This window comes from Janthinobacterium agaricidamnosum (assembly GCF_003667705.1).
Taxonomy (GTDB): Bacteria; Pseudomonadota; Gammaproteobacteria; order Burkholderiales; family Burkholderiaceae_D; genus Janthinobacterium.
This window is the reverse complement of sequence record NZ_CP033019.1, coordinates 1,694,704-1,711,296: the sequence shown is the minus strand read 5'-3', so window position 1 is coordinate 1,711,296 and position 16,593 is coordinate 1,694,704. Positions and strand designations below refer to the sequence as shown.

Below are 16,593 nucleotides of genomic sequence, written 5' to 3'. Positions count from 1 at the left end.
GTGTATTTGTACTGTATTGCTATTGCGCCCTAGGATAGCAGTACGGCAGAAATTAATCCACGCCTGCCGCGCACCCCGCACACCTATCAGCCAGTATCAGGAAAAACATGCCATCGACTACCAGTACCGCCCCCGTCAGCCATCCTCCCCGCCTCGGCACCGACCGCAAAGGCCTGCTGCTGGGCCTCATCGCCGTCGCCCTCTTCAGCCTGACCCTGCCTTTTACGCGCATGGCCGTCGCCGAACTCGATCCCACCTTTGTCGCCCTGGGCCGCGCCCTGGTGGCCGCCGGCCTGGCCGGCCTGTGGCTGTGGCACCAGCGCGCGCCGTTGCCGCGCCGCGAACAATGGCTGCCGCTGGCGCTCGTGTCGCTGGGCTGCGTGCTGGGCTTTCCCTGGCTGACGTCGATCGCCATGCGCAGCCTGCCCGCCTCGCACGGCGCCGTGCTGGTGGGCATCCTGCCGCTGGCCACTGCCGTATTTGCCGTGCTGCGCGGCAAGGAGCGCCCTTCCGCAGGGTTCTGGCTGATGGCCCTGCTCGGCACGCTATTGGTGGTGGCGTTCGCGTTGCGCCAGGGCGGCGGCAGCTTCCACCTGGCTGACTGGCTGATCTTTGCCGCCGTGCTGCTGGCCGCACTCGGCTATGCCGAAGGCGGGCGTCTGGCGCAGACGATGCCGGGCCAGCATGTGATTTCCTGGGCGCTGCTGCTGGCCGTGCCTTTTGTCTTGCCCGTGACGCTGTGGAACGCCTGGCCGCAACGCGCGCTGATGGCGCAGGCCAGCAGCGTGGCCTGGCTGGGTTTTGCCTACATCTCCGTGTTTTCCATGTTTATCGGCTTCTTTTTCTGGTACCGTGGCATGGCGCTGGGCGGCGTGGCGCGCGTGGGACAGACGCAGCTGCTGCAACCTTTCCTCTCCCTGGTGGGCGCGGCCGTGCTGCTGAATGAGCCATTGACGGGCGAAAGCCTGCTGTTTGCCGGCGCCGTGATCGCCGTCGTGGGCATCGGACGCAAGCTGAAGTAAGCTTCCCTGACGCCCATTTGCAACGCCGTTGCGCGTGCGCATGGGCACGGCGGCGTGCAAGCCGTACAATACCGCAGCACCATGGCGACGCCTATCCGGCGCCGCTTGCGCACGCACCGCCACAAGCGGGCCAACAAATCCAGCCGGCGCAGCTCGGCATCTTCTGTGAGACTCGTATGAAAATTGAAAATCCGAATCCGATCCAATGGCGCTTTGCCGAACGCGCGGAACAGCTGCAAAGCTCGTTCATCCGCGAAATCCTGAAGATCACGCAGCGTCCCGAGATCATCTCGTTTGCCGGCGGCCTGCCCTCGCCCGCCACCTTCCCCGTGGAAGAAATGAAGACCGCCTTCGACAAGGTCCTGTCGAACAATGGCAAGGTGGCCCTGCAATACGGCCCCACCGACGGCTACCTGCCGCTGCGCCAGTGGATCGCCGACTCGCTCTCCGGCAATGGCAGCACCATCCTGCCCGAACAGGTGCTGATGACGTCCGGCTCGCAGCAGGCGCTGGACTTGCTGGGCAAGGTGCTGATCGACGAAGGCAGCCGCGTGCTGGTGGAAACCCCCAGCTACCTGGGCGCCCTGCAGGCGTTTTCCGTCTACCGTCCCGAATTCGTGTCCGTCGATACCGATGACGAAGGCCTGGTGCCGTCGTCGATCGATCCCGTCGCCGATGGCGCGCGCCTGTTGTACGCGCTGCCGAACTTCCAGAACCCGACGGGCCGCAGCCTGTCCGTGGCGCGCCGCGTGGAACTGGTGGAAACCTGCGCCCGCCACGGCCTGCCGCTGATCGAAGATGATCCGTACGGCGCTCTGAGCTACAGCGGCGAGCCGTATCCGAAGATGATCAACATGAATCCGGACGGCGTCATCTACATGGGCTCGTTTTCGAAAGTGCTCACGCCCGGCATCCGCCTCGGCTACGTGGTGGCGCCGATGCCGCTGGTACGCCGCCTGGAACTGGCCAAGCAGGCGGCCGACCTGCACACCTCGCAGCTGACGCAGATGGTCGTGCATGAAGTGATCAAAGATGGTTTCCTGGAGCGGCATATCCCCAGCATCCGCAGCCTGTACGGCAACCAGTGCCAGGCCATGCTGTCGGCGCTGGAAGAGCACTTCCCGGCCGGCGTCACCTGGACGAAGCCGGAAGGCGGCATGTTCATCTGGGTCACCCTGCCGAAACACATCGATGCGATGAAACTGCTCGATGAAGCCATCGCCAACAAGGTCGCCTTCGTGCCGGGCGCGCCGTTCTATGCCAACACGCCGGACACGCACACCTTGCGCCTGTCGTTCGTGACGGTGCCGCCGGAACGCATCCGCGAAGGCATCGCCATCCTGGGCAAACTGATCGCCGCAAAAATGTAATCGCACTCTCCACGCCCCGCAACTGCGGGGCGTGCCCCCCGCTGCCCCGGCGCCACCGAGCACGCATCTTTGCCGTTTAAAAACAGCTTTCACGATAGCAACTGCGTTTATTTATTTTTAAAGATAGCATAAAAATAATATTTTCACGCCTCGCGCAGCATCGATTTTTTCACCCAAAAAATTGGCGAGGCGGTATGATTTGACCGCTGCATCAGATTTGAGCCCGGTCAGCATCACCGAAAATGCAGCAAACGCTGGCAGCGCAGAGTACATCGAGAAGGCCGGAAGCAATGAGTCCAGGCAGTGTGGAGTATTCCCAGCGGCATGAAGCCGCCATTTTGATTGTCGACGATGCGCCGGCCAACCTTGAGCTGCTGCGCAAGCTGATGAGCGAACAGGGTTATCAAACCTATGTTGCCACGTCCGGCGAGCGGGCGCTGGCGATCGCCCAACGCGCCCAGCCCGACCTGATCCTGCTCGACGTGATGATGCCGGACATGGACGGCATCGAGACGTGCCGCCGCCTCAAGCAGCATCCGCTGACGCAGCGCATCCCCGTCATCTTCATGAGCGCCAGGACGGAAACGGAAGACGTGGTGGCCGGTTTCGACTGCGGCGCCGTCGATTACATCAGCAAGCCGCTGCGCATGGCCGAAGTGCGCGCGCGCGTGCGCGCCCAGCTGCAAATCCGCAGCAACAATGAAACCCAGCAGGAACAGGCCGAGCGCCTGCGCACCATCGTCAACAACATGGCCGAGGGCTTGCTGATCATCGAGGCGAACGGGCGCATCCAGTACACCAACCCGGCCTGCGACCAATACCTGGGCTACCGCGAAAACGAACTGGCCGGGCGCTTCATCGGCGAGCTGCTCAGCCCCCTCGTGACGCAGGAATACCTCGACTACTTCGCCATGCACGCGGCCAATCCGGAAAAGGCGCACAACCACGGTACGCGCGAAGTGGCGATCCGCCACCGCAACGGCGCGGCGCTGAGCATGGACCTGACCCTGACGCCCATGTATCTGCGCCAGCCCCTGTATATCGGCCTGCTGCACGACATCACGCACCACAAGCAGTCGGAAGACGCGCTGCAGCGCGCCGCCTATCTCGATCCGCTGACCCAAATAGCCAACCGCCGGCATTTCGACAGCTTCCTGGAAAAAGAGTGGCAGCGCGCCGTGCGCGGCGGCGGCGCCCTGTCGCTGGTGGTGCTCGACGTCGACCACTTCAAGCTGTACAACGACAGCCTGGGCCACCCGGCCGGCGACAGCTGCCTGCAGCAGGTGGCGCAAGCCATCGATGCGCATGCCAGCCGCTCCGGCGACCTGGCGGCCCGCTACGGCGGCGAGGAATTCGTCCTGCTGTTTGCCGATACGGACGCGGCCAGCGCCCTGCACCTGGCCGAGGCCATCCGCGCCAGCATCGAAGCGCTGCGACTGCCGCATCCGCGCTCCACCACCTCGCCGTGGATCACCGTCAGCATCGGCGTGGCGACCATCCGCCCGCACCAGCTGGACGACCGCGAAGCGCTGTTCGTCGCCGCCGACCGCGCCCTGTACGTGGCCAAGGAAGCGGGCCGCAACCAGGTCCGCGCCACGCACTCGGGCAGCACGGCCTGGGAAACGGTCAAGGCGATCGTACTGCGTTAACAGGGAAATTCAACGAAACATGTCGCGAACCAAGGGTAGGCCCACGCCCGATGCAAAGGCACTCCGGGCCAAGCGGGCCTGAAAAATGTCGAGGGCAAGGCGCAGCGACGCAGACAGTACGCCAGTACGGCAAGGAGCTGCAACGCCGCCATCGGCATTTTCTCAGGCCCGCGTCTCCGGCCCGCCGTTCTCAAACCGAATCAAAATTTTCTCGACACGCTCAATTTCGCATTACGCCCCACGCCGGTGACCGCTTCGCTCAGGTAGGGCATGTAATTGCGGTTGAAGACATTATCAACCGTCAGCCGCACCTCCGTGCCGCGCCACACGCCCTGCCTGCCATTCCATGACGCGAACAGGGTATGCAGCGCATAGCCTTTCGACGGCGGCAGGCGGTACACGTTCCCCACCGGCAGCACGCGCTCCTGCTTCGCCACGAAGCGGCCCTGCCAGCCCATGCTGGCGCCGAGGTCGGGCATGCGCCAGCCCAGGCCCGCCATCAATTTATCGGGCGCGATGGTCGACACGGGTTCGTCCCGGCCCCACGGGTCGCGCTGGGAACCGGTGCGCGTGCCGCGCTGCTTCGACAGCGAGGCGCTGGCAAACAAGCGCGGCGAATTGTAGTAGGACTCCACTTCCACGCCCTGCGTATGGAAACCGGCCAGATTGCGGTAGTCGGACAGCGCCGGCGGCACCTTGCCCGAGCCCGGCTCGTATCCTTCGACCAGCACACCCAGGCGCGGGCCGATATTGTCGCTGACACGGTTGCGGTAGACCGTCAGGCGCAACTGCGCGTCATCGCGCTCCATGAACACGTTCTGGCGGTGCAGCATGGCGCCCGCGCGCACGGCCGTCACGCGCTCGACGGCCAGGTCGCGGCTGGTGCCCGGCGTCGATGAACCGAGCCTGGACGACACATAGTATTCGTTCGAATACATCTCGTCGATCGTGGGCGCGCGCCAGGTGCGGCTCAAGTCGCCGAACAAGGCCAGCGTGCCGGACGCCTTCCAGAACAGGCCCAGACGGGGCGACCAGTCTTCGTGCGCCTTTTCGCTGAAGTCGTGGCCGGCCGCCGCCAGCGGACTGTTGTAGCGCGGCGCCTTGTTCGGCACGCCCTCGGAGACGACCCGGTCGTGGCGCAAGGCCGCCGTCAGCGTCAGGTCGCCATACGTCATCGCATCCTGCAGATACAGGCCCGTGGTTTCCTGGCGCCCGGCCGGCATGTAGTAGGGCTGGAAGTAGCCGTAGTTGTAGCTGGGGTCCTTCAGCGCCGTCGACGACGGGTAGTACATCAGGGTGTCGCGCACATTCTTGTGCCATTGCAGCCCCGTTTGCAGCACGTGCGACACGGCGCCCGTCGCAAACACGCTTTCGTTGCGCACTTCCGCGATGCGGTCCACGTACGAGGCCCAGCTTTCGTTGCCCAGGGAGCCCAGGTAGGAACCCGGCGAAGCCGATGGCAGGCGCTTGTCATGCTGGTCCGTGTGCGAATAGCCGGCGCTGGCCGTCAGCTTGATCCATGGATTATCTTGCGGCGCGTACTGCCACTTCACGGAATACGTATCGTCGTCCTGGTCGCGGTAGACGGCCTTGCGCTGCCACGCCTCTTCCAGTCCATATTTTTTGATTTCCGCCTCGGTCGGCGTGGGCACGTCCTCGCCCATGGCGGCGAACGGGCCCCAGCCCGAACTGCCGCTCTTCATCGCCGTCAGGGTCAGCAGCTGCTCCGGCGTCAGCCGGATATTCAGCTTGGCCAGGCTCGATGGCGCGTCGATGGCGGAAAAGCGGAATGGCTTGCCGTCAGGCTTGCGCAAATCGTCGGACTTGCGCCGCGTGGTGAAGGCCATCGCGTCGAAGCGGCCGTCTTCGGTGCGGCCGTAGACGGCCACGGTGGCGTCGTTTTCTGCATTGTTCGAGTGGCGCGAGTACTTGAGCATGGCGCCCACGCTCTCGCCGCCTTCGAGCAAGTCCTGCGCATCCTTGGTCTCGACCGTGATGACGCCGCCGAAGCCGCCATTGCCGTACAAGCTCGTATGCGCGCCCTTGTTCACTTCGATCTGCTTGATCAGTTCCGGCTCGATGAAGATGGAACCCTGGCGGTATTTTTCAAAACCCTTGGGCACGCCGTCGAGGATGACTTTTACGTCCTGCACTTTGTTGAAGCCCCAGATATTGAGGCTCTGGCCGCTGGGACGGGCCGTACCGGCCAGGTCCACGCCAGGCAAGGTGTCGAGCAAGGACGCGACATTGTCGGCCTGCTGGCGTTCGATGTCGGCGCTGGTGATATACGAGCGTCCGGCCGTGCCGGCGCTGATGGCGTCGCCAAACACGCTGATGGCCGGCATCTGTACCGCATCGGCCTTGTCCGCCTTCGCTGCCGCCCACGCATGGCCGTGCGCGCCGCTCAATGCCAGGGCCAGCGCGGCGGCCAGCGGGGTCAATCGTTGTTTGCTGCTCTTCATCGCTATCCTTGCCTGGGTTTGCTTGATGCTTGTGGAATGAAAAACGCTGGGCAGAGGACAGGCGGTGCACGATCAAGCGGCGGCGTTGACGGAAGCGTTGCGGCGGAACCCTGCCCGCACGGACACGCCGCCGGCGCATGGCCGGCGGCGCACTGCAGTCACCGGGATACGTTGCCTTGGTGAAATGCGGAACACATCATATACTGGATGAGAATGATTCGCAATAGCATTGAAGACGTAGTTACTCCGGATAGCCGGTGATGTCGGCGATCTCGCGGTACAGCGGTTGCAGCCGCGCATACATCTTGCTGTACACGCGCCGGTACAGCTGCTCATAGATTTTGCGGTGCTCGGGATGGGGCTGGAAGACCTTGCCCCTGCGCGTCATCGCTTGCACGGCGGCGGGAAAGTTTGCATGCCAGCCCAGGCCCACGCTAGCGGCGATGGCCGCGCCCAGGCCCGAACTTTCATACACGTGGGCGCGCGCGGCGGGCAAGCCGAAGATGTCGGCCGTCAGCTGCATGGCCGCGTCGCTTTGCGAGCCGCCGCCCGCGATGCGCAGCTCCGTGATGGCGACGCCGCTGCGCCGCTCGATGCGCTCCTTGCCTTCGCGCAGCGCATAGGCGAGGCCTTCGAGGATGGCGCGGTAGATGTGCGCGCGCGTGTGCACATCGCCAAAGCCGATCATGGCGCCCTTCGCTTCCGGCCCCGGCACCTTGATGCCGGGACTCCAGTACGGCTGCAGCATCAGACCCATGGAGCCGGGCGGGACGGCCTCGACCAGGCGGTCGAACAGCGCTTCGGCGGACAAGCCCGTGCCATCCTCGGCGGCCGCCGCCCGTTCGCGGTCGCCGAACTGCTCCTTGAACCAGTTGACCATCCAGTAGCCGCGGAAAATCTGCACTTCCGTGCTGTAGGCGCCGGGCATGGCGGCCGGGTACGGCGGAATAAAACGCGTCACTTCCACGTATTTGCGGCTGGTCGTGTTGATGGTGGCCGTGGTGCCATAGCTCAGGCACGCCACGTGCGGTTCGACGCAGCCGGCGCCCAGCACTTCGCACGCCTTGTCGGCGGCCGCCGCCAGCAAGGGCGTGCCCTCCGGGATGCCCGTCGCCGCGGCGGCCGACGCCGTGATGGCGCCCATGCGCGTGCCCGGCGTCACCAGTTCCGGCAGCATCGAGCGTCGTATCGCCAGCGCCTGCCACTTCCAGTCGAAGCGCCCGGCCCAGGCGTGGCGCTTGTAGTCGAACGGGATGTAGGCCACTTGCGAGCCCGTCGAATCGATATATTTTCCGCACAGGCGGTGATTCAAAAAGCCCGACAGCAGCAGGAATTTGTGCGTGCGGCGCCAGATGTCGGGCTGGTGCGCCGCGATCCAGTTGATCTCGGCCTCGCGGCGGAAGTACGTGATCGTGCCGTCGAGGCGCGTGGCGCGGAAGGCGGCGCGCCACCACGGCGCCAGCGGGGGAATGTCGCGCGTGCTGCGCTGGTCCAGCCAGGTGATGGCGGGGCGCAGCGGTGCGCCGTGTTCGTCCACGTTGACCACCGTGCCGCGCTGCGTCGTCACCGCCACGCCGGCCACCGAGGATTGATTGATGTCCGTGCTGCGCCACAGCTGCTGGCACGCCGCGCACACGGCTTGCCAGTAGCCGTCGGCGTCATGCTCGGCCCAGCCGGGGTGGTCCGAGTAATACGCTTCGAGGAACACTTGCGCCTTCGCCGCCAGTGTCCCGTCCCGGTCGAACAGCAGCGCGCGCACGCTTTGCGTGCCATTGTCGATGGCAAGAATGTACGGCCCCTGGCCGGAGACGCTGGTCATCGCTTATGCCAGGCTGGCCAGCGCGGCGCGCAGCGCCTGCAGCAGCGCCTGCGGATCTTTTTCAGGCTGCGCGCTGAAGACGGGCGCTTCCCAGTCCTGCCCGCGCACGGCCACCACGCGCAAGCGCCCCTGTTCGCTCCAGGCCGGATACCAGCCCACGTCGACGATGTCGCCATTCGCGCACGTGATTTGCAGCAGGTCTTCGCCCAGGTCGTCGACGAGGGTATCGATGGGCTGGCGCAAGTCCAGCGGCGACAGGCTGTCGTAGGTGATGCGGGCGTCGCCCAGCACCAGGGGCTGGCCAAACAGGGTCGTGTCGATGATGCTCTCCTCTTGTTTATTTTTTATGGTTTTTCAATCGCCCTGCGGCACGCTGTAATGGCGGCGCCACAGGGCCAGGTAGCGCCGCTGTTCTTCCTCCCAGCGCGCATCGTCCCAGCCCAGTTCATGCTGACAGATGGCGCGCAGGCGCGGCATGATAGCAAGCGCGCCGCCGGCCAGCTGCAAACCGAGGCGCGTGCGCCGCAGCAGCAAGTCGTCCAGGTGCTGCACGTCTTCCATGCGCGCGCCCCAGCGCAGCTGCGCCCACAGCGTCTGCGTGCCGGGAATCGGCTCGAGTTCACCGTCCCGCGCCGCATCGCACAGGGCCTGCGCCCCCGCGCCATGACGGCCCAGCAGCCGTTCGCGCTGCTCGCCGTCGAGCAGCAAGGCCTTGCCCGACAAGGGCGGCGTGGCGTCGAAAATCGGCAGCGGACGCAAATCCGCCTGCCAGCCCGGCAGCAGCGGCGCGGCGCGCCGCAAGGCATCGAGGGCAATCACGCGGAACGTCGTCAGCTTGCCGCCCGCCACCGTCAGCAAGCCGTTTTCCAGCCACAGCGCATGTTCGCGCGCTTCCTTCGACGGGTCAAGCCGGCCGCTGTCGATCACGGGGCGCACGCCGGCAAACGTGGCCAGCACGTCGTCTTCGCCCAGCGCCAGCTGCGGGAATTGCCAGCGCAGCGCCGCCAGCAGGTAATCGAGTTCGCCGCGCGTGATGGCCGGTTCCAGGTCCAGGCTGGCGCCGTGGTCGACATCGGTGGTGCCCACCAGGGTCACGCCCTCCCACGGATACGCAAACACGGGACGGCCGTCGTGCGGGTGCATCAGGCTGACGGCTTGCGCCAGCGGCAAGCGCCAGGCCGGCAGCAGCAGATGGCTGCCGCGCAGGGGCCGCAGTTTCGGCTGCTCTCCCACCTGGCCGCGCAAGGCGTCGGCCCAGGCGCCCGTGGCGCTGATCACCAGGCGCGCGCGCACGGTGCATGCCATGCCATCGAGCGCATCGTTCAAGGTGGCGCCGGCGACCTTGCCATCTTCGCGCAGCAGCGATGCCACGCCCAGGTAATTGACGGCCACGCCGCCATGACGCCGTGCCTCCTGCAGCACGCGCAGCACCAGGCGCGCGTCGTCCGTCTTGGCGTCCTGGTACAGCATGCCGCCCCGCAGCTCGTCGCGCCGGACGTGCGGCGCCAGCATGGCAAAGTCAGACGCATCGACATAGCGGCGCGCGCGCTTGCCCGCCATCACGTCGTAGATGGCCAGGCCCAGCATGAACTGGCGCCGCCCCGGCTTCCTGCCCGCGTAGTCGCCGAAGGCGAAGCCTTGCGGCTCGACCAGCCCCGCCGCATCCGCCAGCAAGGCTACCCGCTCGTGCACCGACTCGCGCGTCATGGCGAACTGTCCCTGCTTCAGGTAGCGCAAGCCCCCGTGCACCAGCTTTGATGACCGGCTCGACGTGCCCCAGGCGAAATCGCGCTGTTCCACCAGCAGCGCCTTCAAGCCGCGCCGCGCCGCTTCCAGCAGGATGCCGGCGCCCGTGATGCCGCCGCCGACGATCAGCACATCCCACTCGCGCGCCAGGACGCCAGGCAGATCCGCCCTGTTCACGATGGGCCTCCGGCCTCGGGCAGCAGTTTGCCGGGATTCATCATGCCCTGCGGGTCGAACTGGCGCAGCAGCGCACGCATGGCGGCGATGCCCAGTTCTCCCTTTTCGGCCATCAGCCACGGCGCATGGTCCGTGCCAACGCCATGCTGGTGGCTGATGGTGCCGCCGTTGGCGACGATGGCGGCGCCGGCCGCGTCTTTCAAACTGCGCCAGCGCGCCATGTTGTCTTCATACGTGGACGCCAGCCGGTACACATACGTGGTGTAGACGCTGGCGCCCTGCGCATACACGTGCGACAAATGCGTGTACGCGTGCACCTGCTCGCCGTGCTGTGCCAGCGCGCGGGCGCCCGCCTGCTCCAGCGCCGCCATCATGGGCGCCACGCGTGGCCAGTCGACAGCCGTTTCCACCGTGTCGATGACATAGCCGTGTTCCCACGCGCCGTTGCGCAGGTAGACGTTGCGAAAGCGTCCCTGCTTCCACTTGTCGCCCATGTGGCGCCCCACGTGCACGCCCTTGTGCCGCCGCGCCACAGCCAGGGCGCCGCGCAGGGCCGCGCGCGCCGGTTTCTCGTCGCCGCTGACGCCCAGCATCAGCATGCACTTGCCTTCGCCGCAGCCGCGCAGCGACAGGTAGCGCTCCAGCAGTCCCACGAGTTTTTTATGGCCGGCCAGGGTTAGCATGGTTTGCGTTTCGAGCGCGTTCGACAGGCGCAGCATGCACAAGGACAGGCGCGATTGGGCCAGCGTCCGCACGGCCGCCTGCGCCTGGCCCCAGTCGGCGAAAAACACGGCGTGGAACGCCTCATACGGCGGCAGCGGCGAAACGCGCACGGTGGCCTGCGTCACGATGCCCAGCCGCCCTTCGGAGCCGAGCACCATTTCGCGCAGGTCGATGCCGGCCGCCGAGGCGGGAAACGTGGGGATGCTCAAGGTCCCGGACGGGGTTTCCACCTCGCCGCCCGCGAACAGCTGCTCGATGCGGCCATAGCGCAGCGATTGCTGGCCCGACGAGCGCGTGGCGATCCAGCCGCCCAATGTGGAATACTCGAACGACTGCGGATAATGGCCCAGGGTGTAGCCCTGCGCGCGCAGCTGCGCCTCCAGGTCGGGGCCATACACGCCCGCGCCGAACGTGGCCAGCTGCGCCTCGCGGTCCAGGTGGCCCAGCGCGCACAGGCGCACGAGACTGATCGACAGCACGGGGCGCGGCCCCGCCGCCACCGTCAAATGCCCGGCCACGCTGGTGCCGCCGCCATGGGGAATGACGGTCACGCACGCCTGACGCGCATACGCGAGCAGCTGGCGCACCTGCAGCGCGCTGTCGGGAAAGGCCACGCCGTCGGGCACCGCGCCGATGCGGCCGTGGCGTAATTTAAACCAGTCGGGCAGGCTTTGACCGAGCGCATGGCGCACGCGCGTGGCAGGCCGGGTGTCGATCAGCGGATGCGGCGCCAGGCGCGAGGCGGGCACCTGCGCGCAGGCGTCATCGAAGCTGGCGTCGGCTATGCCGCTGCCTGGCCCCAGGCGCTCGCGCAGGAATGCCAGCGCATCCTCGTTCAGCGCATACACGATGCTTTCATCTCCCCAGCCATTCCAGCGTTGCATGGACATCCCCTGTATTCGGCCAGTTGCGCGCCACGGCGGCTTGCTATACTGTTCTTGCCTGATTTTCTTGCTAGATCAATAGCATATGCCGCCACAGACGAAGGGTATTGGTTTTTCATGACAATCGCATTGTTCCATCATGACAAGCACTGACGGCCGGGTCGCCGGCGCCTATCTGCTGCCGCTGCTGGAAGCGGCCGGCGCCCACGGCATCGATAGCGTCACCCTGGCGCAGGCGGCCGGCGTGGCGCCGCACGGCCTGGAAGCCTCCGCGCCTGGCATGGGCTTGGCCGCGCGCGACTACGTGCGTCTGCTCGATGCGGGCGCGCTGCTGGCGGGCGACGCGCATTTCGGCCTGCACGTGGGCCAGCGCGTGCGCATGGGCACGTACAGCGCGTATGGCTTGATCTTGCTCAGTTGCAGCAACGTGGGCCAGGCGCTGGAACAGACGGCCCGCTATGAACGGCTGGCGCACGACCTGGGCCGCTCGACCCTGCAGCGCGACGGCGCCATCGCACATTACCGCTGGGCCAGCAACTATCCGGGCGCCAGCCGGCACCTGGTCGACAGCGTCTTTGCCGGCGTCAAGGTGTGCGGCGACTGGCTGGCGGGCATGCCGCTGCCGCCGGCCCGGCTGGCCTTTACCCACGATGGCGGCGGCGACTTGCTGCGCCACGCGGCGCACCGCGACGAATACGTGCGCGTGCTGGGCAGCCTGCCCGCCTTCAACGCCGCCGCCAACACCGCCACCTTCGACGCGCAATTGCTGGACTGGCCCGTGCCGAACGCCGACATCAGCCTGTATCCCGTGCTGTGCCAGCATGCGGAACAATTGCTGGCGCAGCGCCAGGCCGCAGCGGACACGGGCGCCGGCATCGACGCGCAAGTCCACGCGGCCATCGTGGCGGGCTTGCGCCAGGGTTCGGCACGGCTGGCCACCGTTGCCGCCGCACTGGCCGTCACGCCGCGCACCCTGCAGCGCAAGCTGGCCGACGCGGGCACCAGCTTCCAGGCCGTGCTGGACCAGGCCCGCTATGGCCTGGCGCGCGACTATCTGCGCGAGCCGGACCTGTCGCTGGTCGACATCGCCTTCCTGCTCGGCTACCAGGAGCAAAGCGCGTTCAACCACGCGTTCCGCGTCTGGGCCGGCACCAATCCCGGCGCCTGGCGCCTGCAGCAATTACAGGAAAAGCAAGCCGGTTTACAGGCGTGCGCGGGCCATGCCTGACGCGTTTTCTGGCTATACTGGCAAAGTCTGACTTCCCACGATCACTCCAACCCGCAATGCAAAGGATTAATATGCAACTCAAAGACAAAGTCGCACTGATTACCGGCGCCGCCAGTGGTATCGGCAAGGAAATGGCCATCGAATACGCAAAACAGGGCGCCAAGGTCGTCATCGCCGACCTGGCCCTGGAAGCGGCCAGCAAGACGGCCGAGGAAATCAAGCAATCGGGCGGCCAGGCGTTTGCCGTCGCCATGGATGTCTCCAGCGAAGAGCAGGTCGACAAGGGCGTGGCGGACGCCGTGGCCCACTTCGGCGGCATCGACATTCTGATCAGCAACGCGGGCATCCAGATCATCAGCCCCGTCGTCGACTACCCGTTCGACCAGTGGAAAAAGATGCTGGCCATTCACATGGACGGCGCCTTCCTCACCACGCGCGCGTGCATGCGCGAAATGATCAAGGCGGGCCGCGGCGGCGCCATCATCTACATGGGTTCCGTGCATTCGCACGAAGGCTCGCCATTCAAGAGCGCCTACGTTGCCGCCAAGCATGGTCTGCTGGGCCTGGCCAAGGTGGTGGCCAAGGAAGGCGCCAAGGATGGCATCCGCGCCAACGTCATCTGCCCCGGCTTCGTGCGCACGCCGCTGGTCGACAAGCAAATCCCCGAACAGGCGGCCCAGCTGCACATCAGCGAAGAAGACGTGATCAAGAAAGTGATGCTGAAAGACACGATCGACGGCGAATTCACCACCACGCAGGACGTGGCGCAAACGGCCATCTTCCTGGCCGCCTTCCCGTCGAACGCCCTGAGCGGACAATCGATCGTCGTCAGCCACGGCTGGCATATGCAGTAATAGTGACGCCCGCCCACATCGGCTGCGCGGCGCCCTGTGCGGCCTGCGATGCTCGCTGTGCTCCAGCACAGCTGCGCGTCTCGGCCACACATCGCTGCCGCTCGCGATGATGTGGACGGGCGCTGTTGCGTGAGTGTTACCTCTCAGTTTTTTCCCCGAAAGTTCCCAATTGCAAGACAACACTTACCGCCACCCGCGCGCGGGCTGGCCGGGGCGCCTGTTTGCCGCGCTCGCCAATTGCGCGCATTTCGCCGAACTGCGCCAGGCCGTCATGTCGCGCCTGCCCTTCCTGACCCTGCACAGCGACGTGCGCGACGTCGTCTACGTAAGCTGGCTGGTCGATGCCGCTGCGGCGCAGACATTATTGCCGCCGGGCGTGACCCTGTGGCAGCGCGACGGCAAGACGCCGTTCACGGTGCTGACCTACCGCCACGGGCATTTCGGCCCTGCACTGCTCGGCCCGCTGCGCCGTCTGCTGCCGTCTCCCCTGCAAAGCAACTGGCGCCTGTACCTGGAGCGCACGCCGCCGGGCGCGCCGGCCATACCCTGCGTATATTTTTTGAAAAACATCATGGCCAGCCTGCCGCATGCGCTGGGCACGCGCCTGTTCAGCGATATCCTGCCCACGCACCTGGCGGCCGGCATGGCGCTGGACGTCACGGCCACGCAGGCGCACTGCAGCATCGCCAGCGGCGCCGGCAGCGCTCCGGCGCTCGATGTGCAGGCGGCCATCACGGCGGCGCATGGCCTCGATGCCGAATGGCAGCAACTGTTCGGCAACTGGCGCGACGCCGTCGCTTTCCTCGCGTGCCAGGATGGGGCCATCGCGCACGTGCCGCGCAACGGCAAGCTGGTCTTCGGCGAAATCGACTTGCCCGTTGATGTGGATCAAGTGCAAGCGCTGACAGCCTTGCGCGCCGACTGCGGCTTGCTGGGGCAGTTGCCGCCCGTATCGAAGCCGTTTGCCTTCCTCGTGCCCAAGGTTGCCTTCAAGGCGTTGTCAGAGCGCCTGCTGTAGCACCCCGGCGTTCCAGCTTGAACAGGGCCATCGCCTGTTCCAGCTGCAAGGTCTGGCCCTGCAGCGATGCGGAGGCGGCCGCCGATTCCTCGACCAGCGCCGCGTTCTGTTGCGTCACTTCATCCATTTGCGTGACGGCCATGTTGACCTGGCCGATGCCATGGCTTTGCTCGCGCGAGGCCGAGGCGATCTCTTCCATGATGCCGTGCACGCCCTGCACGGCGCCCAGCATTTCGGCGCTGCTGACGCCCGCCTGCTGCGCCAGCTTCGCACCCGCCTGCACTTGCTCCAGCGACGCCGTGATCAATTGCTTGATTTCCGTGGCGGCCGCCGCGCTGCGATGGGCCAGGCTGCGCACTTCGCCCGCCACGACGGCAAAACCGCGCCCCTGGTCGCCCGCGCGCGCCGCTTCGACGGCCGCGTTCAAGGCCAGAATATTCGTCTGGAAAGCGATGCCTTCGATAATGCCCGTGATGTCGCCGATCTTCTTCGACGAGACGTTAATGCCCTCCATCATGCGGACCATCTGCCCGACGATTTCGCCGCCGCGCCCTGCCAGGCCGTGCACCTTGCCCGCCATGTCGCTGGCCTGCACGGCGTTGCCGCTATTTTGCTGCACCGTGGCCGCCAGCTGCTCCATGCTCGACGCCGTCTGCTGCAGGGCCGAGGCCTGCGCTTCCGTGCGGCCGGACAAATCCATATTGCCGGCGGCGATTTCCTGGCTGGCCATGCTGATGCGCAGGAAATTGCCGCGCACGTCGCCAACGATGGAATGCAGGTTCACGCGCAGTTGGCGCAAGGAACGCAGCAACTGTCCCATCTCGTCGCGCCGCGTGGTGTCGAGCTCGCCCGTCAGGTCGCCGCCCGCCATCACGTCGCAGGCCTGGCGCGCCCGCTGCAGCGGTTGCAGCACGGCGCGGTGCAAGCTGTGCCAGAAATACAGCGTCGCGCACAAGGCCAGCACGGACAGGCCCGTCAGCCAGCCGTGGGCCGCAGCCGGCAACGCGCCCGCATTCCACGCCAGTTGCAGCAGTAATACCAGGCTCAGCAGGCCCAGGTTCCAGCCGATGCGCTGGCCCAGCGGCAGGTCGCGCAAGCGCGCCAGTCTGGCCAGCCAGCCCGTGCGCACGGCCGCGCCCTGGCTGATGACGATGCCGTCGGCCTGCCCCGCCTTGATGCGCGCATACAGGGCGGACGCCTGCGCCACTTGCTGGCGCGTCGGCTTGGTGCGCACCGACATGTAGCCGACGGCCACGCCGTCTTCGACCACCGGCGTCACGTTCGCCAGCACCCAGTAATAATCGCCGCTCTTGCAGCGGTTTTTCACCATGCCGCTCCACGAGCGTCCCGAACGGATGGTCGCCCAGAAATCGGCGAACGCTTCGGCCGGCATGTCCGGATGCCGGAGGATGTTTTGCGGCGCGCCGATCAATTCTTCCGCGCTGTAACCGCTGACGGCGATGAAATACGGGTTGGCATAGGTGATATTGCCTTGCAAGTCAGTAGTCGAGACGATGGTCTCGCTATCGCTCAGTGTGATCTCGGTATCGCTGACGGGAAGATTGAGTCGCATGGTCACATCCTCAAAAGTAGCCCGTACAGTGACGGGTTTGCGGACAAGGAACGGTCGCCAGCCAGCAA

The 16,593-nt window shown here is 66.1% G+C and carries 12 protein-coding genes; 6 read left to right on the top strand and 6 right to left on the bottom strand.

The genetic code is table 11. The features are described 5' to 3' along the window. Nucleotides 1-107 precede the first annotated feature (107 nt). The 3 genes from D9M09_RS07800 to D9M09_RS07790 all read left to right on the top strand — a co-directional run bounded on the left by D9M09_RS07800 (nucleotide 108) and on the right by D9M09_RS07790 (nucleotide 4,041). Complete coding sequence (locus D9M09_RS07800) at nucleotides 108-1,022, top strand: DMT family transporter (RefSeq protein ID WP_121668988.1); 915 nt, start codon at nucleotides 108-110, stop codon at nucleotides 1,020-1,022. A gap of 176 nt (nucleotides 1,023-1,198) precedes the next feature. Beyond that, nucleotides 1,199-2,392 (top strand): PLP-dependent aminotransferase family protein, encoded by a 1,194-nt coding sequence (locus D9M09_RS07795; RefSeq protein WP_070288853.1) that lies wholly within the window; start codon nucleotides 1,199-1,201, stop codon nucleotides 2,390-2,392. Between the two features lie 290 nt (nucleotides 2,393-2,682). Continuing rightward, nucleotides 2,683-4,041: a diguanylate cyclase gene (locus D9M09_RS07790; protein ID WP_070219827.1), complete on the top strand. Its 1,359-nt coding sequence runs from the start codon at nucleotides 2,683-2,685 to the stop codon at nucleotides 4,039-4,041. Between the two features lie 200 nt (nucleotides 4,042-4,241). On the opposite strand, the gene D9M09_RS07785 is transcribed toward D9M09_RS07790, so the two are convergent. From D9M09_RS07785 to D9M09_RS07765, 5 genes are all read right to left on the bottom strand, one after another. Next, nucleotides 4,242-6,503 (bottom strand): TonB-dependent hemoglobin/transferrin/lactoferrin family receptor, encoded by a 2,262-nt coding sequence (locus D9M09_RS07785; RefSeq protein ID WP_121668987.1) that lies wholly within the window; start codon nucleotides 6,501-6,503, stop codon nucleotides 4,242-4,244. 241 nt (nucleotides 6,504-6,744) lie between these two features. Continuing rightward, the gene (locus D9M09_RS07780; RefSeq protein WP_121668986.1) at nucleotides 6,745-8,322 is read right to left on the bottom strand and encodes an FGGY-family carbohydrate kinase; all 1,578 of its coding nucleotides are present in this window, start codon (nucleotides 8,320-8,322) and stop codon (nucleotides 6,745-6,747) included. A gap of 3 nt (nucleotides 8,323-8,325) precedes the next feature. Beyond that, complete coding sequence (locus tag D9M09_RS07775) at nucleotides 8,326-8,613, bottom strand: hypothetical protein (RefSeq protein WP_121668985.1); 288 nt, start codon at nucleotides 8,611-8,613, stop codon at nucleotides 8,326-8,328. A gap of 63 nt (nucleotides 8,614-8,676) precedes the next feature. After that, a complete protein-coding gene (locus D9M09_RS07770) occupies nucleotides 8,677-10,245 on the bottom strand; it encodes a glycerol-3-phosphate dehydrogenase/oxidase (protein ID WP_121668984.1) in 1,569 nt (522 codons plus the stop codon). After that, a complete protein-coding gene (locus D9M09_RS07765; RefSeq protein ID WP_070312358.1) occupies nucleotides 10,242-11,852 on the bottom strand; it encodes an FAD-binding oxidoreductase in 1,611 nt (536 codons plus the stop codon). The genes D9M09_RS07770 and D9M09_RS07765 overlap by 4 nt, the downstream gene beginning before the upstream one ends. 139 nt (nucleotides 11,853-11,991) lie before the next feature. On the opposite strand from D9M09_RS07765, the gene D9M09_RS07760 reads away from it, so the two are divergent. The 3 genes from D9M09_RS07760 to D9M09_RS07750 all read left to right on the top strand — a co-directional run bounded on the left by D9M09_RS07760 (nucleotide 11,992) and on the right by D9M09_RS07750 (nucleotide 14,952). After that, nucleotides 11,992-13,080 carry an AraC family transcriptional regulator gene (locus D9M09_RS07760; RefSeq protein ID WP_121668983.1) on the top strand — a complete coding sequence of 363 codons (1,089 nt, stop codon included), beginning with the start codon at nucleotides 11,992-11,994 and terminating at the stop codon, nucleotides 13,078-13,080. A 71-nt stretch (nucleotides 13,081-13,151) separates the two neighbouring features. Then, a complete protein-coding gene (locus tag D9M09_RS07755) occupies nucleotides 13,152-13,934 on the top strand; it encodes a 3-hydroxybutyrate dehydrogenase (protein WP_121668982.1) in 783 nt (260 codons plus the stop codon). Between the two features lie 169 nt (nucleotides 13,935-14,103). Then, nucleotides 14,104-14,952 carry a DUF2071 domain-containing protein gene (locus tag D9M09_RS07750; protein WP_121668981.1) on the top strand — a complete coding sequence of 283 codons (849 nt, stop codon included), beginning with the start codon at nucleotides 14,104-14,106 and terminating at the stop codon, nucleotides 14,950-14,952. On the opposite strand, the gene D9M09_RS07745 is transcribed toward D9M09_RS07750, so the two are convergent. After that, complete coding sequence (locus D9M09_RS07745; RefSeq protein WP_121668980.1) at nucleotides 14,924-16,525, bottom strand: methyl-accepting chemotaxis protein; 1,602 nt, start codon at nucleotides 16,523-16,525, stop codon at nucleotides 14,924-14,926. The two genes, D9M09_RS07750 and D9M09_RS07745, sit on opposite strands and share 29 nt — an antisense overlap. Nucleotides 16,526-16,593 lie beyond the last annotated feature (68 nt).

Coding starts and splice junctions, on each gene's coding strand:
- D9M09_RS07800 (WP_121668988.1), top strand. CDS start 108: ATGCCATCGACTACCAGTACCGCCCCCGTCAGCCATCCTCCCCGCCTC.
- D9M09_RS07795 (WP_070288853.1), top strand. CDS start 1,199: ATGAAAATTGAAAATCCGAATCCGATCCAATGGCGCTTTGCCGAACGC.
- D9M09_RS07790 (WP_070219827.1), top strand. CDS start 2,683: ATGAGTCCAGGCAGTGTGGAGTATTCCCAGCGGCATGAAGCCGCCATT.
- D9M09_RS07785 (WP_121668987.1), bottom strand. CDS start 6,503: ATGAAGAGCAGCAAACAACGATTGACCCCGCTGGCCGCCGCGCTGGCC.
- D9M09_RS07780 (WP_121668986.1), bottom strand. CDS start 8,322: ATGACCAGCGTCTCCGGCCAGGGGCCGTACATTCTTGCCATCGACAAT.
- D9M09_RS07765 (WP_070312358.1), bottom strand. CDS start 11,852: ATGCAACGCTGGAATGGCTGGGGAGATGAAAGCATCGTGTATGCGCTG.
- D9M09_RS07760 (WP_121668983.1), top strand. CDS start 11,992: ATGACAAGCACTGACGGCCGGGTCGCCGGCGCCTATCTGCTGCCGCTG.
- D9M09_RS07755 (WP_121668982.1), top strand. CDS start 13,152: ATGCAACTCAAAGACAAAGTCGCACTGATTACCGGCGCCGCCAGTGGT.
- D9M09_RS07745 (WP_121668980.1), bottom strand. CDS start 16,525: ATGCGACTCAATCTTCCCGTCAGCGATACCGAGATCACACTGAGCGAT.